Raw genomic sequence first — 23313 nt, 5'->3', positions numbered from 1 at the left:
ACAAGGAAAACACAATGGCAGAACTCACGATCAGCCCCAACGAGATCCGCGACGCTCTCAAGGACTTCGTTTCTTCCTACAAGCCCACCAAGGCTTCGAAGACCGAGGTTGGCCACGTCATCGACGCAGCCGACGGTATTGCCCACGTTGAGGGTCTGCCCGGTGTGATGGCGAACGAGCTCATCCGCTTCGAAGATGGCACCCTCGGCCTGGCACTGAACCTCGACGAGAACGAGATTGGTGTTGTTGTCCTCGGTGAGTTCACCGGCATCGTTGAAGGTATGGAAGTTACCCGCACTGGCGAGGTTCTCTCCGTTCCTGTTGGCGAAGGCTACCTCGGTCGCGTGGTTGACCCACTGGGTAACCCCATCGATGGTCTCGGCGACATCAAGAAGGTTGAAGGCCGTCGTGCACTCGAGCTTCAGGCTCCTGGCGTGATGCAGCGTAAGTCGGTGCACGAGCCCATGCAGACCGGTATCAAGGCTATTGACGCCATGATCCCTGTTGGACGTGGACAGCGCCAGCTCATCATTGGTGACCGTCAGACCGGTAAGACCGCGATCGCGATCGACACCATCATCAACCAGAAGGCTAACTGGGAATCCGGCGACGTCAACAAGCAGGTTCGCTGCATCTACGTTGCAATCGGCCAGAAGGGTTCCACCATTGCTGCTGTAAAGGGCGCATTGGAAGACGCTGGCGCAATGGAGTACACCACCATCGTGGCTGCTCCTGCATCAGACCCCGCAGGTTTCAAGTACCTTGCTCCCTACACCGGTTCTGCCATTGGTCAGCACTGGATGTACGGCGGCAAGCACGTACTCATCATTTTCGATGACCTCTCCAAGCAGGCAGAGGCTTACCGTGCCGTGTCCCTGCTTCTGCGTCGCCCACCAGGACGCGAAGCATACCCCGGTGACGTGTTCTACTTACACTCCCGTCTGCTCGAGCGTTGTGCAAAGCTCTCCGACGAGCTCGGTGCAGGTTCGATGACTGGTCTTCCTATCATCGAGACCAAGGCCAACGACGTTTCGGCATACATCCCCACCAACGTGATTTCGATCACCGACGGCCAGATCTTCCTGCAGTCCGACCTGTTCAACGCGAACCAGCGTCCAGCGGTTGACGTAGGTATCTCCGTTTCCCGTGTGGGTGGTGACGCTCAGGTCAAGTCGATCAAGAAGGTCTCCGGTACCTTAAAGCTCGAACTGGCCCAGTACCGCTCACTCGAGGCATTCGCGATGTTCGCATCCGACCTTGACGCTGCAAGCCGTCGTCAGCTGGCTCGTGGTGCGCGTCTGACCGAGCTTCTCAAGCAGCCTCAGTACACCCCCTACCCCGTTGAAGACCAGGTTGTCTCCATCTGGGCAGGAACCACTGGCAAGCTGGATGAAGTCCCTGTTGAGGACATCCTGCGCTTTGAGCGTGAATTCCTCGATTACCTCGGTCGCAAGACCAAGGTTCTGACCACTCTGCGCGAGACCAACGTGCTCGATGACAAGACTGTGGAAGACCTCGAGAAGGCTGTTGTTGCCTTCAAGAAGGAATTCCAGGCTGGCGACGGTTCTTCACTGTCCTCCGTGGGCAACGAAGAGTTCACCGCTATCGATGAAGACGACGTCAACCAGGAAAAGATCGTCAAGAAGAAGCGCTAAGCGTCTTCTAGATATCAACCACCTTTAGAGAAACCTCAGGAGAGACATGGGAGCGCAACTTCGGGTCTATAGGCAGAAAATTCGTTCTGCCCAGACGACCAAGAAGATCACGCGTGCAATGGAGCTGATCTCTGCCTCGCGTATTCAAAAAGCGCAGGCACGCGTGATGCAGTCCACGCCATACTCACGTGCGATTACTCGTGCGGTATCTGCTGTGGCCACGTACTCCAACGTGTCCCACGTGCTCACCACCGAGCCTGAGCAGATTCGTCGCGCTGCGATCGTGATCCTCACTTCTGACCGTGGTCTTGCTGGTGCTTTCAGCTCCCAGGTTTTGCGTGAATCTGAGCAGCTGGCAGAACTGCTGCGCGAACAGGGCAAGGAAGTTGTCTACTTCCTCGTTGGTCGTAAGGCAAACGCCTACTTCTCCTTCCGCCAGCGTCCTGCTGAGCGGGTTTGGACCGGTGGCACTGACCAGCCTGTCTTCGAGACCGCTCAGGAGATTGCAAGCACCGTTCTCGAAAGCTTTATGCGCGACTACGAAGACGGCGGCGTCGACGAGATTCACGTTGTCTACAACCGCTTCGTGTCCATGGTTTCTCAGGTTCCCCACGTCGTTCGCATGCTTCCCTTGGAAGTTGTTGAAGGTGTGGACGAGCCCGGAGAAAATGAGGTATTGCCTCTTTACGAATTCGAGCCTGAAGCAGACAAGGTTCTGGATGCTCTCCTCCCGGTATACATTGAGAGCCGCATCTTCAACGCCATGCTTCAGTCGGCTGCGTCCGAACACGCCAGCCGTCAGCGTGCGATGAAGTCCGCCAGCGATAACGCTGACAAACTCATCCGCGACTACACCCGTCTGGCGAACAACGCTCGTCAGTCCGAGATCACGCAGCAAATTTCCGAAATCGTTGGTGGCGCCGACGCCTTGTCGTCCGCCAAGTAACACAGACTTCCCAAACCAGGTAAGAGAGAAGAAGAGCAATGGCAGCAGCACCAGCTACTAAGGCTAAGACCACCGCAAAGGCAGCACCTGCAAAAAAGGCAGCAGCTCCTAAGGCAACCAAGGCGAAGACCGCAGTCGGTCGCATCGCCCGCGTTACCGGTCCCGTTGTCGACATCGAGTTCCCACACGACTCGATCCCCGGCATCTACAACGCCCTTGAGACCACCGTCACCATCGGTTCCGAGTCAACCAAGCTTGTGCTTGAGGTTGCTCAGCACCTCGGTGACGACCTGGTTCGCGCTATTGCGCTCAAGCCCACCGACGGCCTCGTGCGTGGTCAGGAAGTCACCGACACCGGTGCTCCTATCTCCGTGCCTGTTGGTGACGTCACCAAGGGTAAGGTGTTCAACGTTACCGGTGACATCCTCAACGCTGCGCCTGGCGAAAAGATTGAGATCAAAGAGCGCTGGCCTATCCACCGCACCCCACCTGCATTCGACCAGCTGGAGTCCAAGACTCAGCTGTTTGAAACCGGTATCAAGGTTATTGACCTGCTGACCCCCTACGTTCAGGGTGGAAAGATCGGTCTGTTCGGTGGTGCCGGTGTGGGTAAAACCGTTCTGATCCAGGAAATGATTCAGCGTGTAGCTCAGGACCACGGTGGTGTATCGGTATTCGCCGGTGTGGGTGAGCGTACCCGTGAAGGTAACGACCTTATCCACGAAATGGAAGAAGCTGGCGTCTTCGATAAGACCGCCCTCGTCTTCGGTCAGATGGATGAGCCCCCAGGAACCCGTCTTCGCGTCGCACTGTCTGCTCTGACCATGGCGGAATACTTCCGTGACGTTCAGAAGCAGGACGTGCTGTTGTTCATCGACAACATCTTCCGTTTCACCCAGGCAGGTTCTGAGGTTTCGACTCTTCTCGGACGTATGCCTTCTGCTGTGGGTTACCAGCCCAACCTGGCTGACGAAATGGGTATCCTCCAGGAGCGCATTACCTCAACCCGTGGTCACTCGATTACCTCGCTGCAGGCTATTTACGTTCCTGCGGATGACTACACCGACCCCGCTCCAGCGACCACATTCGCTCACCTCGATGCAACCACCGAGCTTTCTCGCGAAATTGCATCGAAGGGTCTCTACCCAGCTGTGGACCCACTGACCTCGACCTCGCGCATCATGGACCCTCGCTACTTAGGTGAGGACCACTACCGTGTTGCAACCACCGTCAAGGCGATTCTGCAGAAGAACAAGGAACTCCAGGAAATCATCGCGATTTTGGGTGTTGACGAGCTCTCCGAAGAAGACAAGATCACTGTTGCCCGCGCACGCCGCATCCAGCAGTTCCTGTCTCAGAACACCTACATGGCGAAGAAGTTCACCGGTGTTGAAGGTTCGACCGTTCCACTCAAGGACACCATTGAGTCCTTCGACGCTATCGCTCGTGGTGACTTTGACCACGTTGCAGAGCAGGCCTTCTTCAACGTGGGTGCTATCTCCGATGTTGAAGAGCAGTGGGCAAAGATCCAGAAGGAAAACAGCTAATCATGGCTACTTCTTCTCTCCTCCAGGTCAGCGTCGTAGCTGCCGACCAGGAAGTCTGGTCTGGCGCAGCCAGCATGGTTGTTGCCAAGACCAGCGAAGGCGAGATCGGTATTCTCCCCGGTCACGAACCTATGCTGGCAATTCTTGCCGGCGGTGAAGTTCGTGTCACCACGGAAGATGGCTCGAAAATCACCGCTAACGCAGAGGGTGGTTTCCTTTCGGTTGAAAATAACAACGTTTCCGTTGTTGCCTCTGCCGCAGAATTGGTTAGCTAACGCTCAACCTCACACACGCTAATGCCCGCGGTCGAAGAGTCACTCTTCCTGCGGGTGTTTGCACTTAAGGGACACTCATGTTGATTTTGTTGCCGCCCTCAGAAACGAAGCGTGACGGGGGAGAGGGTGCTCCATTGGAGCAGCTCCTTGCTGAATCAGCTCTGTCTTTCCCTGAGCTGAACGCCATTCGTAAGCGTGTGGTCGCTGCCACGGTGTCTTTGGCACGTAAGCCCAAGGAATGCGCAGAAGTACTCAAGCTCAGTCCCAAGCAAATGGGCGAGGTTGACCGCAATAAAACGGTCAAGACCTCACCAACCATGCCGGCTATTGATCGTTACACCGGGGTGCTCTATGACGGGCTCGGAGCGATTAATCTTTCTGCAGAGGCTCGTGACTTCCTGGGTGAACATGTCCTTATTCAGTCAGCTCTCCTCGGGCCCGTGAAAGCGCTTGATCTCATTCCTGCATATCGACTCTCTTTTGACTCCAAATTGCCCACTTTAGCCGCTGGAAGCCTCAAGAAAGCGTGGGCTGAGGCAGGCACCAAGGCCTTAGCGAAAATGCTCCAGGAAACGCCTCAATTGGTTCTTGATTTGCGCTCTGAAGGCTATTCAGCTCTCACCCCGCTTGCTCCTGCAAAGAACACTGTTTATCTGCGCGTGGTAACCAAAGGAGAAAACGGTCAGTTGCGTGCGCTGAACCACTTCAACAAGAAGGGCAAGGGCGAGTTTGTTCGCGCCCTTGCGAAGGATGCCGCGGTCACGTCTTCGCTCGAGAGTGTTGAGCAACTCATTTCTTGGGCAGCAACAAAGAATTTAATTCTGGAACCGGGTGAACTTGCCACCGAGGACTGGCCTGCAGAGCTCAACCTGGTGGTTTCTGGGGTTGTTCAGAAACTCTGTTGATTCAACTGTTGGTATTTGCCTGCCCCATTCCAGTTTTGAAATACATCACCGTTGTTTGGGTAAGGCTGCTCAGTCGCCCCAATAAACAGAGCGTGTTCTTGTCAAGTGCAGAGATGTGGATAACTCCTGCAGGCGAATAACTGAAACGGGCATGCTATCTGAATGTCCGATTCCATTTCCCGCATCGTTGGTGCAGTTCGTGCCAAGGCACATGACTCAGCTGCCGCCGGGGCGACCTCTACAAACGATCTTGAAAAGTTATTACGTAACGAGATAGTTCGCGACGGAGTCCACAATTCAGGGGAGCCACTCACTGATGCTGAGCTCCACAGCTTGGCCATGGCAGAACTGGCCGGATTAGGTCCATTGCAACCCTTCCTTGATGACGAATCTATTGAAGAGATCTGGATTAACTCACCTACACAGGTGTTCGTCGCTCGAAATGGAGTTGCTGAACTCACTGATTTGAGCATGACGGACGTGCAGGTTCGCGATCTCGTTGAACGAATGTTGCAAACCTCAGGGCGTCGGGTCGACATGTCGTCTCCGTTCGTGGATGCCTCACTTCCTGATGGTTCCCGTTTGCACGTGACTATCCCAGACATTACTTCTCAGCATTGGGCAGTGAACATTCGAAAGTTCTCTCATAGTGTCCGGCATCTGAGCGACCTTGTTGAGGGTGGTTCACTTACGCGTCAAGCTGCGGAATTCTTGCGAATGAGTGTTCTTGCGCGGCAGAACATTCTTGTGTGCGGAGCCACCCAAGCAGGCAAGACGACAATGCTCAATGCCCTCCTGCGCAGCTCGCGCGAAAACGAGCGCATCATTACCGTCGAGGAGACCTTTGAGCTCAACTTCGGTGCTCGTGACTGTGTTGCCATGCAATGTCGTCAGGCAAGCCTGGAGGGCACCGGTGAGATAACTCTGCGCCGGTTAATCAAAGAAGCACTGCGTATGCGCCCTGATCGTCTTGTAGTGGGTGAGGTGCGCGAAGCAGAGAGTTTAGACCTGCTCATTGCTCTCAATAGTGGATTACCTGGTGCATGTTCTCTTCACGCCAACAGTGCACACGATGCACTAACAAAGCTCTGCACGCTTCCGTTGCTAGCTGGTCGTAACATCGATGCCAGCTTTGTTGTTCCCACTGTCGCCAGCTGCATTGATGTTGTTGTGCACTGTGAGCTGGATAGATTCGGGCGTCGCCGCGTGAGCGAAATCATCGCTCCAACGGGGCGCATTGTTGGCGGGGAGATTGAAACGACAACAATTTTTGAACTCCGTGAGGATGTCCTGGTTGCAACCGGAGATGCACCTGCTCGTCTCGACAAGTTCGAATTGACTAATCTCAACCCACGAATTGTGTTGGATGCGGCATGAGACTCTCATCACACGAAATTCTTGGAATATTCTTAGGAGCCACAGCGGGCATCGGAATCTTTCTCATGATCTCAGGCCTTTTATGGCCGAGAAAAGAACGCCTCACATCCGGTTCGCACACATCGCGCTTGAGTATTTCTGTGAACGAGACTGCTCTGCAGCTGGGGATGAAGCCTTCCGTCATCGTTGCGCTAGCAGCTGTTTTAGCTGTTATTGGAGGAGCAATCTCCTGGGCAGTAACTGGTGTTTCTGCCCTCAGCATGGTGATTGCATTCACGGCAGCATCTCTTCCGTGGATGTTTGCCGCCAGCAGGAGGGCACGTGCAAAAAGGATATTGCGAAATCAATGGCCCGATGTTGTGGATGCGCTGATTTCTGCCATTCGCTCCGGATCAAACATTCCGGATGCTGTCATCTCATTGGCAGGGTTTTCTTCAAAGGCAGTGAGCGTTCCAGCAGCATTGTTTGCCCAGGACTACAAGGTTTCTGGCAACTTCGAGCTCGCAGCCCTTGATCTAAAGGCACGGTGGGCCAATCCCAACGGCGATCGCATTATCGAAACGTTGAGGTTAGGTCGTGAACTCGGTGGCACCGAGATCACGACAGTGCTCGGCTCACTTGGATCACACCTGCGAGCTGAATCTGCTTTGCGCCAGGAAGTAGAGGCGCGACAAGGATGGATTAGGTTGGCTGCACGTATTGGCGTGATGGCGCCATGGATTGTGATGCTGCTCCTGTCCACCAGGCCTGAGGCTGCTCAGGCATATAACTCGGCTGCCGGGGTAGTTGTAATTCTTGTCGGCTTAGCCGTCAGTTTGTTGGCATACAAAATCATGACTGCTGTGGGTTATTTGCCGGACGAAAAGCGGTGGTTGGCATGAGTTCATTAGGTGCGTGGGGGATTGCCCTCGGCGCTATCGCAGGATTGGGCGCGTGGATTATTCTCACTACTTTGCCCAGCTTCCGCAGTCCCTCACTGCAACGTCGAGTAGCTCACCTGGTGGCAGACATTTCTCCCCAGGCATATGCAGACGTCACCGCGCACAGTGCTGCACCGTTTCCACGCTTTGATTTTGGACTGCGCAACGTACGGCACACGCTCGAAACCTTGACCGAGCGCTTTGCTGGCCCGGTTGATGGGCTCGAATGTGAACTTGCCCGGGCAGGTTCACTCCTGAGCGTTTCCGAATTCCGTGCCCGTCAAATTACGTGGGGACTGTGGGGTGCAGCTGCTGGCCTTCTACTGGATGCAGGCGTAGCACTGTGGGTTCAACCGGTCGCTATTGCCTATGTTCTCGTCCCAATCCTGGGCGCGATGGTGGGGTTCTTTGGCGTGCGCTATTTGCTTGGCTATGCAGCAAAATCTCGTGTGAAGCGCATCGAAGCACAGCTCCCTGCAGTCTGGGAATTTTTATCTTTGAGTTTGTCTGCCGGTGAAGGTTTACCCGATGCTCTTTCACGCATGGCCACTATTGGTCATGGTGATGTCACGGATGAATTCCGTGTAGTTGTCTTGGACGTTCAATTGGGTATTCCCTTGGCAACCGCACTTCAGAATCTGAGCCGAAAACTGCGTATTCCCGCACTATCTCGCGGAATTGAACAGATTTTGGGAGCTCTCAACCGGGGAACACCGGTGTCGGCAGTCCTGCAGGCCCATGCAGTTGATGCACGTGAGGATGCCAAGCGACGTTTGCTCGAAAGTGCTGGCCAGAAAGAGGTTGCCATGCTCGTTCCGCTGGTGTTTTTGATATTGCCGGTGACCATCATCTTTGCGGTGTTCCCTGGTTTGCTCGTTATCCAATCCGGTTTCTAATCCGGCAAATAAAGAAAGAAGAAAGAAATGATAAAAGTACTCAAGAACATTGCTCATAATGTGAATGCTCGTCTGCACGACGAGCAAGGCGATGTTCCTGGTTGGGTTCTCATCACTTTGATGACGGCTGGTCTGGTTGTTGCTATCTGGGCGATTGCTGCCCCTGCGCTAGGAACCGTTTTTGATCAAGCTATTTCTCGCGTGGTGAGTTTCTAGGTTTCATCATGAGTGCACGTCTTCGTCAGGTTGCCAGTGATGACAGTGGCTCGGCAGTTGTTGAGTTCGTCCTCGTCGGTATTTTGCTGACCTTTCTGACATTGGGCGTGCTGCAGCTGGGCCTGGTATTGCATGTGAAAAACACGTTGCAAGATGCTGCTTCGGAAGGAGCGCGATGGGGCGCACTCATTGATTCGACACCTGCTGAGGGTGTGCAACGCACACGAGATCTCATCACCACCGCCGTTGGAGAGCAATATGCCACCAACGTCAGTACGCATGAAGAAAACTGGCTGGGTGCTCCGGCAACAGTCATCACAGTGCAAGCACCCTTGCCCATGATTGGGCTCTGGGGACCGGCAACATCGCTGGAGGTGAGTGGTCATGCTGCGAAAGAAGTACATAACTAGTTTGCGCGGCGAGGAGGGTTCAGCTTCACTGGAGTTCATCACCGCGGGGATGTTGTTGCTGATCCCCTTGGTCTATCTCGTGCTCGCAGTTTCTGCTGTCCAGGGAGCAACTCTTGCTACTGAGGGTGCTGCCAGACAGGCAGCCAGGGTTTATGTGGAATCCCCCAACCCTGATGTTGCTGTTGCTCGGGCGCAGCAAGCCATAGATTTTGCTCTTGCGGATTATGGTCTAGATTCCTCACAAGCCAACGTCACAATCACGTGCACGCAAACAAACGGTGGCTGTCTCACTCCGGGTTCGCTTGTCAGCATTGGCGTGAAGGTGAATGTCCCACTGCCGATGGTTCCTGCCGTGTTGAATTTGGACCAGGCAGCCGTCGTGCCGATTAGCTCACAAGCGAGCCAGGTTGTCTCACGTTTTCATGGAGTGCGCTGATGCAACGGATTGAAAACAGAACGCTTTCTTCAGAAGAAGGTTCAAGCCTCATCTTGATTATCTTTGCCGGATTGATTGGTTTAGCTGTGATTGTGGGAACGATGGCAGCAACGAGCCTATATATCGAGCGCAAGAGACTATTCACCGTTGCGGATGGTGCTGCACTTATCTCTGCTGAAGCATTCAACCTTGATGATGTGCAACTGGTTGATGGTGTCGCTCGGGTTTCCTTGACGGATACAGCAGTCAAAGCTCAGGCGCAGAACTATCTCAGCATCATTCCCAAGGCAGATAGCGTGGGCGTTCAGCTTGTTTCTGCGCGAACTCCCGATGGGGTCAGCTCAGAAGTGACGCTGCGTAAAACCTGGCATCCGCCAGTGGTGTCTATGTTTATGCCTGACGGTATCAACATTTCTGTTACCGCAACAGCACGAACGGTGTTGGGCTAGCTAGAGAATATCGGTGGCGGTGCCCGAAATTTTCATGCGTGAACCACCGATGGTGAGCATGATGGAACTGGGGCGCCCCATATCGTCGCCTTGAAAAATGGTGATGTGGTCACCAACGCCATAGACACCAGTTTCGCGAAAGTATGCGCCAAGGGCCGCTGCTGCAGATCCTGTTGCAGGATCCTCATAGATTCCTACAGAGGGAGCAGGATTGCGTGAATGCCAACGCCGGCCGTGGGGGTCACCTTCCTCCGGGTAAACCAATTGGATGGTTGTCCAATCATGCTCTTTCATGAGCTGAGCTAAAACATCAAAGTCATAATCCATTGATGCAAGGGTTTCACGGCTGTCGAGTACCAAGATGGGGTGGTGGTTTCCACTAAATCCCACAGCAGGCGTGAATCGAGAATCAAGAGCCGTCTCATCCCAATCGAGGGCATCAAGTAGGTCATAGACAAGGTCTGGGTCTAGTGGAGCCAGCGTGGTGGGGGGAGAGGTTAGCGTTGCCACCACGTTCTCTCCGGCAACGGTTACATCAACCTCAACCGGTCCAGCTTGGGTACTCAGTTCGTAGACGCCGTCACCATATTCACGGCCTAGAACCACACCGGATGCGATGGTCGCGTGTCCACAAAAAGCAACTTCTGCAGCGGGGGTGAAGTAACGAATTTGGTAGCTGTTCTCCACATCAGTGTGGGGGATCAGAAACGCAGTTTCGGAATATCCCACATCTGCGGCGATGCTCTGCATCTGCTCTGTAGAGAGCTCACTTGCATCGAGAACGACACCTGCCGGGTTTCCACCCTCGGGGTCATCGGAGAAAGCAGTAAGCCGAAGAACTGACGTGTCAGTCATGACTACTTTGTAGGGTCTGCTTCGTGCTGACCGTCATGCTTTTGGTTGAAAACTTCAGGCTTCAGGGCCAGCTTCTCTGCCTCTTCATGTGAGACGGTGTGTGTCACAGGGTTGTGCTTGTGAGCCTCTTCGGCCTTGGCGCGACGGGCTTTCACAACGGCTTGGATGTAGTGATAGATGCTGGGAATGAGAACAATGACAACTACACCAATGAGCACAACGTCGATGTAGTTGGTCACGAAAACAGCAACAGGTGGGATGAGAGTGGCAACTAGCCAACCTGCAAAGGTGAGACCTGTTCCCCAGATGATGGCGCCAATGAGGTTGTAGAGGGTGTATTTCTTGTAGTTCATTTTGCCGACACCAGCGGCCACCGGGGCAAAGGTGCGAACCACGGGAACAAAGCGAGCCATGATCACGGCTAGCCCGCCATAACGTGTGAAAAATGCGTTGGTTCGCTCGACGTTTTTCGTGCTGAAGAAGCCACTTTCTTTCTTTTCGAAAATACTCGGCCCAAACTTATGGCCAATAAAGTAGCCCACTTCACCACCGACGAATGCGGCAAAAGAAATTGCGGCACACACCCAGAAGATATTCACACCGAAGAACGATTCATTCACGGCGAGAACACCAGTCATGAAAAGGAGGGTGTCACCGGGCAGTAGAAAGCCAACAAGCAAACCAGTCTCTGCAAAGACGATGAAGGCAACGCCTAAGAGTGCATAGGCGCCGAAGCCGGCGATGAGATTTTCAGGATCCAAGAAGGGAATCAGCGCTGTATGCATAATGCGTTAAGACTATAGGTAGTGTTCTTGGCTAGCTCTCAGCTAATTCGCAGAATCCTGTTGGCGGTCACGACGCTCCGCAATCCACGTGCGAATGCTGAAAATGATGGAAGCAAGAATAAAGAATCCCGCAATCACATAGGCGGCAGCCTTGACCCCAGGAATGCTCGCCGCAAAGTATCCAACGAGAGTGAGTCCAACACCCCAGGCAACAGCGCCCACAAAATTACTGGTCAAAAACTTGAAGTAGTTCATGTTGCCAATGCCGGCAACCCAGGGGACAAAGACGCGAGCCCAGGGAATAAATCGGGCAATGACGACTGACCACCAGCCGTAGGCGTAGTAAAACTTCTCGACCCGGGCAATGATGCGTTTCATGCGCGGACCACTCTTTTTATCCAGATACGGGCGGCCCAGGTGCCTGCCCAAGATAAAGCCCACCTGATCCCCGATGAACGCAGCAATTCCCACACCCAGAGCAAGAATCCAAATGTTGAGATTCTCATTGGCTGCGGTGATCAGCCCTGCTGCAAAAAGGAGAGAGTCGCCAGTAATGAAAGGGATAAATGCTCCCACGAAGAGACCAGTTCCCGCAAAAACGAGGCCCCAGACAACGAGGTAAAAGATGACCACTCCGACGTGGCTGAGCAGGTCACTCATTTGGCTATCTAAAGCAGCAGCGTGGAGCATGAATACTCTTTCTTGCACAGCGTAAGGGGTGGAGCTTTTGTACGGGAGAAGGGACTTGAACCCTCACGCCTCTCGGCACCAGAACCTAAATCTGGCGTGTATACCAATTTCACCACTCCCGCGAGTGTTACCTCTTTAGTTTATGTGGGATTGAAACACTGTGCGAACCGAGATGGAAATGCTTGGTGGCGAGGCTGTAACGGTGCTCAGCGTAGAATCTTTGTGTGAGCAAATTCGTCAAAACCCCATTCACCATTGAGGTCCATGACCTCATGCACCGCCCCGGTGAGCACCGTGAGCGGGAGCTCGACGTTGTGGCTCCCGAAAAAATGGGCGAAGGAATTATCAGCGTCCCTGCCGGTGAAAATATCCACTTGGACCTGCGTTTGGAATCCCTTGGTGACGGCATTTTGGTCACGGCTGAGATAGAAACAACAGCATTTGGAGAGTGTGGAAGGTGCCTGGAGCCCATCGAGGAAGACCTCGAACTCGAATTTCAGGAACTTTTCGCGTATTCTGTAGACGAAGCATTTGATTATGAGGTTCACGACGACCACGTGGATCTTGAACCTCTAGTCAGGGAAGCGGTCGTGCTCGCACTTCCGTTCCAGCCGGTATGTCGCCCAGACTGTGCTGGTCTCGATCCTGAGACTGGTGAACGTTTGGCCGAACCGCTGGATACCACGCTGACTAAGACGATTGACCCGAGATGGGCTGCGCTTAGCCAGTTGACTGCTTCCGAAGACAACGGTGGCACAAGCACCGGTTCACAGAATTAAGTAAGAAGAGAAGAGATAGCCATGGCTGTTCCCAAGCGGAAAATGTCGCGAGCAAGCACTCGCATGCGCCGTTCACAGTGGAAGGCTGAAGCCGCCACCCTCGTCAAGAGCGTTGACGCTTCCGGCAAAGTAACCTACAGCCTGCCTCACCGCGCAAAGGTTGTTGAAGACTCTGCTGGCACCCCACTCTTCATGGAGTACAAGGGCCGCAAGGTAGCTGACGTTTAGTCACATACTTTAGGCGAGTGAGCATGAGCTCTCCTGCTTCTGGTCATCTGACCGATATCTCGGGTCTCTCGAGTTCTCTTGGCATACCCCTTGACGGGGAGCTCTATGAGCTTGCCTTGACGCATCGTTCTTTTGCGTATGAGCACGGGGGCATCGCCCACAACGAACGTTTAGAGTTCCTCGGTGATGCAGTATTAGGGCAAGCCGTTACCGTGATGCTGTATCGCACTCACCCTGATTTAGTTGAAGGGGAGTTGGCGAAGAGACGAGCATCACTGGTTTCTACGATTGCACTTGCAGAGGTTGCTCGCAGCATTAATCTTGGCAACTACATTCGCTTAGGCAACGGCGAAGAACTCACGGGTGGACGCAACAAAGATTCCATCCTGGCAGACACCGTTGAAGCACTATTTGGTGCCGCCTATCTCACTGAAGGCCCCGAGGCTGCGAATGATCTTGTTCTGAGGTTGATTGAACCACTACTGAAGAATCCAGAACGTTTTGGTGCCGCTATGGACCCCAAAACCAGTCTGCAAGAAATTGCTGCCAAGCTCGGTTCCGATGTTCCCCAGTACTCGGTCGAGGCCGATGGCCCAGATCACGCTCGTGTCTTCACTGCAACCGTTGTAGTCGGCACGCTGGTCGAGGCGACAGGAACGGGAACAAGTAAGAAGCATGCGGAGATGGCGGCAGCACTAAGTGCATGGGCCACTCTGAGCGAGAACGCCTCCTGAATTCATGCCTGAACTTCCCGAAGTTGAGGTTGTGCGCGCTGGTTTAGAACCAGCACTTGTTGGTGCTCGCATTGATTCTGTTCAGGTTGTTGACCCACGATCTCTGAAACGACACGATGCCCGGCGTGGAGATTTCGTGGGTATGTTGCAGGGGGCAACTGTTCTTTCTGCCGAGCGTCGGGGAAAGTTCATGTGGTTTCCTCTGGATTCTGGCGATGCGCTCGTTACGCACCTCGGAATGAGCGGACAAGTTTTACTCCGGGATCCAGCTGCAGAACCTGATCGACATTTGCGTATTCAATATGGAATTACACATCCTGAGCACGGAAAGTTGCTAGTCAACTTTGTTGACCAGCGCATCTTTGGGTCGATGGCCGTAGATGAACTCGTGGAACAACCTTCCGGACTAGTTCCGGCTCAGGCGGCACACATTGCCTTAGACCCACTTGACTCTTTCTTTGATGACGAGTTGTTCATTTCTCGCCTGAGGAAGAAGAGCACAGGGGTTAAGCGTGCATTGCTGGATCAGACTCTCATCAGCGGTGTGGGGAACATCTACGCAGATGAGTCGTTGTGGGCAGCGAAGATTCACGGCGAACGAAATGCCGACGCGTTGAGTAAAGCTAAAGCACAAGAACTGTTGCTCGAGGTCCGAAAGGTTCTAAATAAAGCCTTGGCGGAGGGAGGAACCAGTTTTGACGCCCAGTATGTCAACGTCAACGGCCAATCGGGTTACTTTGCACACAGTTTGAATGCTTACGGACAGCAGGGGAAACCCTGCCCTCGATGTGGTACTCCCATCAAGAAAGTTTCCTTCATGAATCGGGGTTCTCACTTCTGTCCTCGCTGTCAGAAAAAGTAGGCTCTGGGTATGAGCCTTGATATGCCTGAGACACCTTTCATAGCTGTTGATCTAGAAATTCTTCAGGCGAATATTTCTCGAGCAGCCGAATCTGCGAGGCAGCGAGGATACGCACTTCGACCCCATGTGAAAACACACAAAATTATTGAGATTGCTCGCATGCAACACGCTGCAGGTGTTTTAGGTATCACCGTTGCAACGATTGGCGAAGCTGAAATATTCGTGGATGCAGGATTCACGGATGTGTTTATTGCCTATCCCGTGTGGCTGACTCCTAGAAAGGCCCAGCGACTGGATTCACTCTTGGATCGTGCGACCATCCGAATGGGTATTGATTCGGTCGAATCAGGCCAACAAATGAAAGAACTTCTTGGCGGACGAGCGCCACTCATCGAGTTCATGATTGAAGTTGACTGTGGTCATCATCGCAGCGGTATCGCTCCTGAGGGGGTCACTGAATTAGTTTCTGGATTGCTCGAACTGGGCCTCACTATTTCTGGAGCCTTTACTTTCCCTGGGCATAGTTATGGGCCGGGGGCACTAAGCCCCGCAGCTCAAGACGAAGCTCGTGCACTGGAGCAAGCCAAATCACATCTTGAGGCAGCGGGGTTATGTGAAAACCTCATCCTCAGTGGAGGCTCCACTCCTTCTCTAGCATCGGCTGATGTTCACGTCATCACAGAACAAAGGCCTGGAGTTTATGTATTCAACGACGCTCAACAGCTTGAACTGGGAAGTTGTGACTGGGATCACGTTGCATTGACTGTTCGAGCCACTGTGGTGAGCATTCGCGGAAATCGGGTCATTGTCGATGCCGGTGGCAAAGCTTTAGCTGCTGACCGTGCAGGGTATGCGACAGGTTACGGGCGAGTCCTGGGTAACCCAGAGGCCAGAATTGTGGCGCTGTCAGAACATCACGCCACGATTGAATTTCCGAAGGGGCAGGTGCCAACTCGAGGCGATGTTCTTTCCGTGATTCCTAACCACGTCTGTAATACCGTGAATCTTGCTGATCAGGTGTATGTCTTTGATCGCGGTGAACTTGTGGACACGTGGAAAGTTGCTGCTCGGGGAAGAAATTCATAAATATTCTCAAATATCTTGATATCGAGATAAATGAGGAGTAGAGTTCCGGTCATTGGAACCTTCTTTTTCATAGCCTGAAAGGGCAGATATTTCATGAGTCCAGCACGTACAACTGCCGGTGCACCAATCTCTTCTATTGGTCGCGGTATCGCTGTTCTGGGGTGTTTCAACGAGCGTCGTCGCGCGCTGACACTGTCGGAACTGTCCGAAAAATCTCTTCTACCGATGTCCTCTACACACCGCGTGGTGGCAGAACTCGTCGCCGGTGGATTCCTCGTTCGAGGATCAGACCGTCGCTACCGCATTGGAACACGCGTGTGGTCCATAGGCCAGCTTGCACCGGTGAGTGATCAGCTGCGTCATCGCGCACTTCCCACGTTGGCTCGTCTCTATGAAGAAACGGGAGAAAACATTACATTGGCTGTGCTTGACCGAGGCCAGGCACTCTACGTTGACCGTATTGGTGGAGAACGCTCAGTGCACACCGCCTCGCGTGCTGGTGGTCACCTTCCACTCCACACCACCGGTGTGGGCAAAGTGTTATTGGCATGGCAAAGCAATGAAGCTATTGAAAAATACCTCAGCAGGCCGCTGACTCGCACCACTCCCTACTCGATCGTGGATCCGGTCAAACTCAAGGCAGAACTGGTTGAAACCAAAAACCGTGGTTATGCCATTGCGCGCCAAGAAAGCACCGCAGGCAATGGTTCCGTTGCTGTTCCCATCTTGCGCGGTGGGCGGTGCGTCGCTGCTTTGGGTATCGTTGCCCACCTGACCCACATGGATATTCCTCGTTTAGTAGAGGTGCTGCAACAGGCTTCTGATTCGATTCGGAAAGAACTCGAAGACGACCACTAAACCTGTGGTTTTTTCTGGCTTTTATATCCAGTAAATTTGTTAGCTAGTGCGTGTGCACTGCTGATAGTGGGAGCCAAACGACGTGTATCTAAAAAGCCTGACGCTCAAAGGCTTTAAGTCGTTCGCCCAACCGACCACTTTTGCCTTTGAACCCGGTGTCACCTGTGTCGTTGGCCCGAATGGTTCCGGTAAATCCAACGTGGTTGACGCACTCGCCTGGGTCATGGGTGAGCAGGGCGCAAAGACGCTGCGTGGCGGCAAGATGGAAGACGTTATCTTTGCGGGAACCTCCACACGCGGCCCCCTAGGCCGCGCTGAGGTTCTGCTCACCATCGACAACTCCGATGGTGCCCTGCCCATCGAATACACAGAAGTAACAATTAGCCGAACCCTGTTTCGCAACGGTTCGAGTGAATATGCGATCAACGGCGAAAACTGCCGACTGCTTGATGTTCAAGAACTCCTTTCGGACTCAGGCCTCGGTCGTGAGATGCACGTCATCGTCGGCCAAGGACGACTCGATAACGTGCTCCAGGCAAGCCCAGAAGATCGCCGTGGCTTCATTGAGGAAGCTGCCGGAATCCTCAAGCACCGTCGTCGTAAAGAAAAAACAGTGCGCAAGCTTGAAGCAATGCAGGCAAACCTCACCCGCCTCACTGACCTCGCAACTGAGGTTCGCCGCCAACTGAAGCCACTAGGACACCAGGCAGAGATTGCCCGCGAAGCACAAAGCATCCAGGCAGAAGTTCGTGATGCACGAGCACGTATCCTGGCTGACGATGTTGTTCAGTTGCGCACCACACTCGATGCACACAACAAGACCGAGTCAGAGCGTCACAGTGAACGCATCGTGCTGCAAGAACAGCTTGAGCGCACCATGCTGCGCGTGCGACGTCTAGAAGCGGACCAGAGTGCAGACGATGTAGAGTCCGCCCGCAAAACCGTCTTTGCTTTGGAATCCATTCAAGAACGTCTGCGTGGTCTCTATAACTTGGCTAACCAGCGTTTAGCTCTCCTTGGTGCAGACACTGATCAGCAACCTTTGGGCTCTGGCGTCAACCAGGCCATGATTGAGGGCGCTGAGTCTGAAGTTGAGGTTATGCGAGGCATCGTCACTGCTGCCGAAGCAGCATGGCAGGCATCCCAGCAGGCGACTGTTGTCGCGCGCGAAAAGCTCGACTCCATTGATGAGCAAATTTCAGCACAGTCAGCTCTGGTCTCTCAGCACGATCTGGAACTAACCAGTTTGCGCGGTAAGAAAGAAGCCGCAGATTCTGCTCTAGCCGCCGTTCGTGGTGAAGTGTTGCGTCAGCAAAATGCTCTCGATGCGGCTACAGAACGTCGCGCCACCGCTGAGCAACACCTTGCACAGGTGGAAGCAGATTCCGCTGATACTACGGCCGGAGAAACAGGGCTCAACGAAACCTATGAAGCCGCTCAAGCTGCTGTGGTTGATGCAGAGAGCACCATTGACCGGTTACGTGATGAACTTCACACCCTGGAACGTGAACGCGATGCCTTACAAGCTCGCACTGGTGCCCTCTCCATGGCTCTGGATCAAAAAGATGGTTCATCTGCTCTGGTGAAAGCCAAGCTGTCAGGCATTCAAGGATTAGTTGCAGAACACATCCAGGTGAAATCAGGTTACGAGGCGGCTATTGCTGCCGGGCTGGGTTCACTCTCGGATGCTGTTCTCGCTGATGACATGGATGCCGCAATTTCTGCACTGGCGAACGTTGACCGGGATGATCTCGGCCGTGTTGAAATTGTCGTTGCAGCACAGCAGAGCACAACCCCCATAAAACTTCCAGAGATTTCCGGAGTTATTCCAGCTAGCAAGGTCGTTTCTGGCCCAGCTGGTGTACTCGCACTCTTGGCATCCACTGTCATTGCCGATGATCTTGAGACAGCACGACAAGCATGGAAGAAGGGTCTGGACGCAGCTGACTCCAACATCACCGTCATTACCCAAGCCGGTGAAGTTCTCACCCGCTTCGTATTGCGCGGGGGATCAGGCTCGAAGCAAAGTCGTATCGAATTGGTTTCTGAGCGTGATTCAGCTCAACAGCGCCTTGACGAGGTCATTGGCTTGATTGATCAGGCTCGCCTTGAGCTCGCTGATCAACGTGGTGTGGCCCAGGTAGCCAAGGAACGCTCCACAGCTGCACTGGCTGCACTGCGCGAATACGATTCACAACTTGCCGCCCGTTCCGAAGCACTCAACCGTGCTCGCGTGCAGGTGGAAGCGGCAACAGCTGAATCTGAACGTTTGAGCGCTTCACTTGCGCTTGCTGCCGCCTCCGTTGAGGAAGCAGAACACAATGCACACCGTGCCAGTACCGAGCTGGATGCTGTGGAGTCCAGACCCAGACCTATATTGGACGTTTCTGCTCGTGATGAGCTCTTTGCTGAACTCGAGCAGGTTCGTGAACAAGAAGTTCAAGCCCGTTTGGAACTTGAAACAGCACGTGAGCGTGTGCGTGCGGAAGAACTGCGTGTGGAAGGGTTGCGTCAGCAGCTCGAAGCAGACCGTGCCGCAGCTGAAGAAGCCGCACGTCGTGCTGTCATTCGCAAGCGCCAAATTGATGCAGCGGCAGGGGTCGCCGAGTCTCTTCCCGCTGTTCTCGATTCAGTTGACCGTTCAGTTTCTGAAGCCCGCGTTGTTCTCGCGCAGCGTGAAGCCGACCGTGCTGCCCAAAATCAGGAACTCATTTCCTTGCGTCAGGAAGAATCGCAGTTACGTGAGCGCCTGCACTCGATTACCGAAAACGTGCACGTTCTCGAACTGCAGATCTATGAAAAGAAAATGCAGCTCTCTGCACTCCTTGAGCGCGCCGGAAACGAACTTGGTCTGGTCGAAGATGTCCTTATCGCGGAATATGGACCCGAAGTTCCCATCCTGGTTGCTCTTGATGCCGATGCTCCAGCAGATGCTGAACCAGAAACAAAGCCCTATGTCCGCGCTGAGCAACAATCTCGTCTTGAAAAGGCTGAACGCAAGCTTGGCCAGCTAGGCCGCGTGAACCCACTGGCATTGGAAGAGTTCGCCGCCCTCGAACAGCGCCACACTTTCCTCACTGAGCAGCTCACAGACCTGACCAACACGCGTAAAGACTTGATGACCATCATCGAAGAAGTCGACAACACGATGCAGACGGTTTTCCAAACAGCGTTTGAAGACACTCAGGCTGCTTTTGCTGAAGTATTCCCCATCCTTTTCCCCGGAGGTTCTGGAAGCATCAACCTCACCAACCCAGATGACCTGTTAACTACCGGTATTGAGGTGATGGTCAAACCAGCGGGTAAGAAGATTGACCGTTTGAGTCTGCTCTCCGGTGGTGAACGATCTCTGGCAGCTGTGGCATTGCTGGTTGCAATTTTTAAGGCACGCCCCTCGCCGTTCTACATCATGGATGAGGTCGAGGCAGCATTGGACGATGCCAACCTGGGTCGACTGTTGGCTATTTTTGAAGATTTGCGCAACTCTAGCCAGCTCATCGTGATTACACACCAAAAGCGCACCATGGAAATTGCTGATGCGCTCTATGGTGTGTCTATGCGCCAAGACGGTGTCTCTGCCGTAGTGGGACAGCGTGTGTCAGCTCCGGAGAACGCACAAGCGTCCTGACGCGAGTGAGGGATATTACACATGATGAATAACCCTGACGAGAACACCCACATCACCCCAGATGATGACACCGTCATCCCCGATAATCCTGATGATGACACCGTTATTCGGGTTCCCATTGATGAAACAATTGTTGGCTCGGTTGAGGTTATTGAAAGCACAGTCATCGACGCGGTGACCGGTGATGATGCCACCATCGTTGGCGCGGTCATTCCGTCGGAAGATGACACGGTAATTACTTCAGATGAGACGGTGATTCCAGAGTCCACCACAGGCCAATACAACACACTCATCGGTTCCCTGCTCGATACGTCTGTGGGTGTGAAGCAACTGCTTGGAGATCTGGAGAACATCGACGAGGAACCTGAAGACCAGCCTGAGCAACAAGAAGATATTCATTCGCAGTTCTCCCTGCGTCATATCAATGGAACAAAGTGGTCGCTGACGAAGCCGGTAATCTTTGGCAGGCTCCCTGTGGTGCCTGTGCGATCAGAGCAAAGCGTGACACTGGCCGTTCTTTCCTCACCGGACGGAATTGTTTCCTCCACCCACGCCCGCTTGGAAATGCAGGGGGATGTGGTGGTTGTGACTGATTTACGCTCTACAAATGGAACACGCATCATCATTCCATCTCACCCAACCGTCTTGCTCGCGCCCGGGGATTCCATGGCCTTGAGTGTTGGCGCAATCGTGGACCTTGGAGACGGTAATAGAATTGAAGTTCTTGGCTAACCGTTTAAGGAACGGGTAACGCCCCAATCTTGGAGAACTTTCTGTGACTGCCCTTGGCCAGAACTCAACTGGGACGACTGTTGTCGACCTGAGTACCGGGGCATCCGTCACGCTTGCGTGGGCTGCAGGAACAGATGTGGGAAACCACCGTGCCAACAATGAAGACTCCTACGCGATTGCCTGCCCCGTCTTTGCTGTTGCTGATGGCATGGGAGGTCACAGCGCAGGCGATGTGGCCAGTGACGCGGTTGTGCAGCGCATTGCTGGTCTCGAAAAGTCAGGCTTTGCTGATTTGGACGCCCTCGAAATGGCGTTAGCACTATCGGTGACGGATTTGCGTTCTCGTTTGACCGAAGAACAGCAGGGCGCTGGAACTACGGTCACCGGTGCGGCATTGGTGCAGGAAGCAGATCAACTGCAATGGGCAATCTTCAACATTGGTGACTCACGTGTGTACGTGAAGATGGGCGAGACTTTCGAACAGGTCACCGTCGATCACTCGGTGGTGCAGCAGCTGGTTGATGCAGGCACCATCACCAAAGAAGAAGCCGACTACCACCCTCACGCCAATGTGATCACACGTGCTGTGGGCATCATCGACGAACCAATTCCCGACTATGTTGCACTTCCCGTTATTCCAGGCATGCGTTTACTTCTGTGTTCTGATGGGCTGACAAAGGAACTGACCGATGTCGGCATCGAGCATTTTCTCTCAGCTGCACCGACGGTTGAAGACGCAGTAACGGAGCTCATGAACGCTGCTTTGACAAATAGCGGTCGCGATAACGTCACCCTCATCGTCATCGACGTTATGGCAGTCACGGTGGGGCACACCGAATCCACAGTTTCACCTGCTTAAACTTCAAGTGCGCTGAATTTACGGCGTTATTTGCGTTGAGCACACCAACACCGTCGGTGTTGGGGGAAGGTGGACCACATGGCTAGGCGTCTACCTTCAACCGCACCCGTGCTCTCGGGCTTCACCTTTGTTCGAGTATTGGGCTCGGGCGGATTTGCTGACGTCTTTTTGTATGAACAGCAATTGCCCAGGCGCAATGTTGCCATCAAAGTGTTGCTCCCTGAAGTAGTCAACCCCCGCGTTCGTGACATGTTCCAATCGGAAGCTCAGCTGATGTCACAACTGAGCACCCACCCAGCCATCTTGAGTGTTTTCGAGGCAGGCGTGAGCTCAGATGGCAGGCCTTATCTGGTCACCGAGGTCTGTAACTCTGGATACGGTGAACGTTTTCGTGCTGAAACTCTCCCTGTGGCAGAAGCACTACGTACCGGAATCAAAATCGCTGCAGCGTTAGAAACCGCACACCGCGCTAACGTCCTGCATCGAGATATTAAGCCAGGGAACATTCTCATCACCGCGTACGGTCACCCTGTCTTGAGTGACTTTGGTATTGCTTCCTCGGTCTATCAAGGAGATAACACAACAGCAGTCGGCCTGTCTGTTCCCTGGTCAGCACCTGAAGTAATCAGAGAAACCACCACGGGCACCACTGCCTCAGAAATCTGGGCTCTGGGTGCAACGGTCTACTCTTTGCTGGCTGGTCGCAGCCCCTTCGAAGTTCCTGGGAAAGACAATTCACCAGGACACCTAGCTGGCCGCATTCTCAAATCCAAACCACAACCGATTGGCCGCGATGATGTTCCACCGCAACTCCAGGCGTTGCTACTCAAAGCACTGAGTAAAAACCCCATAGACAGGCAACACTCTGCGGTGGAATTTGCGCGTGAACTCCAACAGGTTGAAACCAGTATGGGATTAGCCCAAACACCTCTCGATGTTGTCGGAGACGAATGGGGATCCAACGCCATCGTTATCAACGAGAATGACCGCACCATGCTCGCCCCACTTGATGCCCATGCCAACCCCAGTTGGCGTCGCGCCGGATACAGCGGAACACCTGCGCAACGTGATGAACTAGCCTTTGTTGCTAGTAAACGGCGACGTCGACTCTTGTGGAGCGTGCTCGGTTCGGCAGCTGCGCTGATTGCAGTTATCACCGCCATTGTGATTGTGGTGGCGCAATAA

General features: G+C 53.7%; 25 protein-coding genes and 1 tRNA gene. 22 read left to right on the top strand and 4 right to left on the bottom strand.

Annotation, left to right across the window (positions count from 1 at the left end):
* Positions 1–14: 14 nt before the first annotated feature.
* From atpA to AURUGA1_RS05815, 12 genes are all read left to right on the top strand, one after another.
* Positions 15–1655, top strand: a complete 1641-nt coding sequence (atpA, locus tag AURUGA1_RS05870) for a F0F1 ATP synthase subunit alpha (protein ID WP_114129284.1) — start codon at positions 15–17, stop codon at positions 1653–1655.
* A gap of 46 nt (positions 1656–1701) precedes the next feature.
* Positions 1702–2601 (top strand): F0F1 ATP synthase subunit gamma, encoded by a 900-nt coding sequence (locus tag AURUGA1_RS05865; protein ID WP_114129283.1) that lies wholly within the window; start codon positions 1702–1704, stop codon positions 2599–2601.
* Positions 2602–2639: 38 nt separating this feature from the next.
* Entirely contained in the window at positions 2640–4148 is a 1509-nt protein-coding gene (atpD, locus tag AURUGA1_RS05860) for a F0F1 ATP synthase subunit beta (RefSeq protein WP_172418224.1), read from the top strand.
* Positions 4149–4150: 2 nt separating this feature from the next.
* Positions 4151–4423, top strand: coding sequence for a F0F1 ATP synthase subunit epsilon (locus AURUGA1_RS05855; protein ID WP_114129282.1), 273 nt, complete (start codon positions 4151–4153; stop codon positions 4421–4423).
* 77 nt (positions 4424–4500) lie between these two features.
* Positions 4501–5328: a YaaA family protein gene (locus AURUGA1_RS05850; RefSeq protein ID WP_114129281.1), complete on the top strand. Its 828-nt coding sequence runs from the start codon at positions 4501–4503 to the stop codon at positions 5326–5328.
* Between the two features lie 162 nt (positions 5329–5490).
* The gene (locus AURUGA1_RS05845) at positions 5491–6705 is read left to right on the top strand and encodes a CpaF family protein (RefSeq protein ID WP_114129280.1); all 1215 of its coding nucleotides are present in this window, start codon (positions 5491–5493) and stop codon (positions 6703–6705) included.
* Between the two features lie 140 nt (positions 6706–6845).
* The gene (locus AURUGA1_RS05840) at positions 6846–7586 is read left to right on the top strand and encodes a type II secretion system F family protein (RefSeq protein ID WP_162784070.1); all 741 of its coding nucleotides are present in this window, start codon (positions 6846–6848) and stop codon (positions 7584–7586) included.
* Positions 7583–8521: a type II secretion system F family protein gene (locus tag AURUGA1_RS05835; protein WP_114129278.1), complete on the top strand. Its 939-nt coding sequence runs from the start codon at positions 7583–7585 to the stop codon at positions 8519–8521. Before AURUGA1_RS05840 ends, AURUGA1_RS05835 begins: the two co-directional genes overlap by 4 nt.
* A gap of 27 nt (positions 8522–8548) precedes the next feature.
* A complete protein-coding gene (locus AURUGA1_RS05830) occupies positions 8549–8737 on the top strand; it encodes a hypothetical protein (RefSeq protein WP_114129277.1) in 189 nt (62 codons plus the stop codon).
* Between the two features lie 8 nt (positions 8738–8745).
* Positions 8746–9147, top strand: coding sequence for a TadE/TadG family type IV pilus assembly protein (locus AURUGA1_RS05825; RefSeq protein WP_114129276.1), 402 nt, complete (start codon positions 8746–8748; stop codon positions 9145–9147).
* A complete protein-coding gene (locus AURUGA1_RS05820; RefSeq protein ID WP_162784069.1) occupies positions 9122–9583 on the top strand; it encodes a hypothetical protein in 462 nt (153 codons plus the stop codon). Before AURUGA1_RS05825 ends, AURUGA1_RS05820 begins: the two co-directional genes overlap by 26 nt.
* Positions 9583–10032 carry a pilus assembly protein TadG-related protein gene (locus tag AURUGA1_RS05815; RefSeq protein WP_114129274.1) on the top strand — a complete coding sequence of 150 codons (450 nt, stop codon included), beginning with the start codon at positions 9583–9585 and terminating at the stop codon, positions 10030–10032. Before AURUGA1_RS05820 ends, AURUGA1_RS05815 begins: the two co-directional genes overlap by 1 nt.
* Here AURUGA1_RS05815 and AURUGA1_RS05810 read toward each other — a convergent pair whose 3' ends face one another.
* The 4 genes from AURUGA1_RS05810 to AURUGA1_RS05795 all read right to left on the bottom strand — a co-directional run bounded on the left by AURUGA1_RS05810 (position 10033) and on the right by AURUGA1_RS05795 (position 12484).
* Entirely contained in the window at positions 10033–10887 is an 855-nt protein-coding gene (locus AURUGA1_RS05810; RefSeq protein WP_114129273.1) for a PhzF family phenazine biosynthesis protein, read from the bottom strand.
* A gap of 2 nt (positions 10888–10889) precedes the next feature.
* A complete protein-coding gene (locus tag AURUGA1_RS05805; protein WP_114129272.1) occupies positions 10890–11672 on the bottom strand; it encodes a DedA family protein in 783 nt (260 codons plus the stop codon).
* A gap of 42 nt (positions 11673–11714) precedes the next feature.
* Positions 11715–12362 carry a DedA family protein gene (locus tag AURUGA1_RS05800; RefSeq protein ID WP_114129271.1) on the bottom strand — a complete coding sequence of 216 codons (648 nt, stop codon included), beginning with the start codon at positions 12360–12362 and terminating at the stop codon, positions 11715–11717.
* Between the two features lie 40 nt (positions 12363–12402).
* A tRNA-Leu gene (locus AURUGA1_RS05795) sits at positions 12403–12484 on the bottom strand.
* Between the two features lie 102 nt (positions 12485–12586).
* Here AURUGA1_RS05795 and AURUGA1_RS05790 point away from each other — a divergent pair.
* From AURUGA1_RS05790 to AURUGA1_RS05745, 10 genes are all read left to right on the top strand, one after another.
* On the top strand, positions 12587–13141 hold the full coding sequence (locus AURUGA1_RS05790; RefSeq protein ID WP_240187353.1) for a DUF177 domain-containing protein: 555 nt from the start codon (positions 12587–12589) through the stop codon (positions 13139–13141).
* A gap of 21 nt (positions 13142–13162) precedes the next feature.
* Positions 13163–13369 (top strand): 50S ribosomal protein L32, encoded by a 207-nt coding sequence (rpmF, locus tag AURUGA1_RS05785; protein WP_096380403.1) that lies wholly within the window; start codon positions 13163–13165, stop codon positions 13367–13369.
* 23 nt (positions 13370–13392) lie between these two features.
* A complete protein-coding gene (rnc, locus tag AURUGA1_RS05780) occupies positions 13393–14103 on the top strand; it encodes a ribonuclease III (RefSeq protein WP_114129270.1) in 711 nt (236 codons plus the stop codon).
* A 4-nt stretch (positions 14104–14107) separates the two neighbouring features.
* Positions 14108–14965, top strand: a complete 858-nt coding sequence (mutM, locus tag AURUGA1_RS05775) for a bifunctional DNA-formamidopyrimidine glycosylase/DNA-(apurinic or apyrimidinic site) lyase (RefSeq protein ID WP_114129269.1) — start codon at positions 14108–14110, stop codon at positions 14963–14965.
* A 9-nt stretch (positions 14966–14974) separates the two neighbouring features.
* On the top strand, positions 14975–16051 hold the full coding sequence (locus AURUGA1_RS05770; protein WP_114129268.1) for an alanine racemase: 1077 nt from the start codon (positions 14975–14977) through the stop codon (positions 16049–16051).
* A 93-nt stretch (positions 16052–16144) separates the two neighbouring features.
* A complete protein-coding gene (locus AURUGA1_RS05765; RefSeq protein WP_114129267.1) occupies positions 16145–16909 on the top strand; it encodes an IclR family transcriptional regulator in 765 nt (254 codons plus the stop codon).
* Positions 16910–16991: 82 nt separating this feature from the next.
* Complete coding sequence (gene smc, locus AURUGA1_RS05760) at positions 16992–20537, top strand: chromosome segregation protein SMC (protein ID WP_114129266.1); 3546 nt, start codon at positions 16992–16994, stop codon at positions 20535–20537.
* A 21-nt stretch (positions 20538–20558) separates the two neighbouring features.
* Positions 20559–21269: an FHA domain-containing protein gene (locus AURUGA1_RS05755; protein WP_114129265.1), complete on the top strand. Its 711-nt coding sequence runs from the start codon at positions 20559–20561 to the stop codon at positions 21267–21269.
* Between the two features lie 43 nt (positions 21270–21312).
* On the top strand, positions 21313–22128 hold the full coding sequence (locus tag AURUGA1_RS05750; protein WP_114129264.1) for a PP2C family serine/threonine-protein phosphatase: 816 nt from the start codon (positions 21313–21315) through the stop codon (positions 22126–22128).
* Between the two features lie 78 nt (positions 22129–22206).
* A complete protein-coding gene (locus AURUGA1_RS05745) occupies positions 22207–23313 on the top strand; it encodes a serine/threonine-protein kinase (RefSeq protein ID WP_114129263.1) in 1107 nt (368 codons plus the stop codon).

The organism is Aurantimicrobium sp. MWH-Uga1 (assembly GCF_003325955.1).
In the GTDB taxonomy this organism is placed as follows: domain Bacteria; phylum Actinomycetota; class Actinomycetes; order Actinomycetales; family Microbacteriaceae; genus Aurantimicrobium.
The sequence above is the reverse complement of the archived record's forward strand: the minus strand, read 5'-3'. Positions and strand labels throughout refer to the sequence as shown.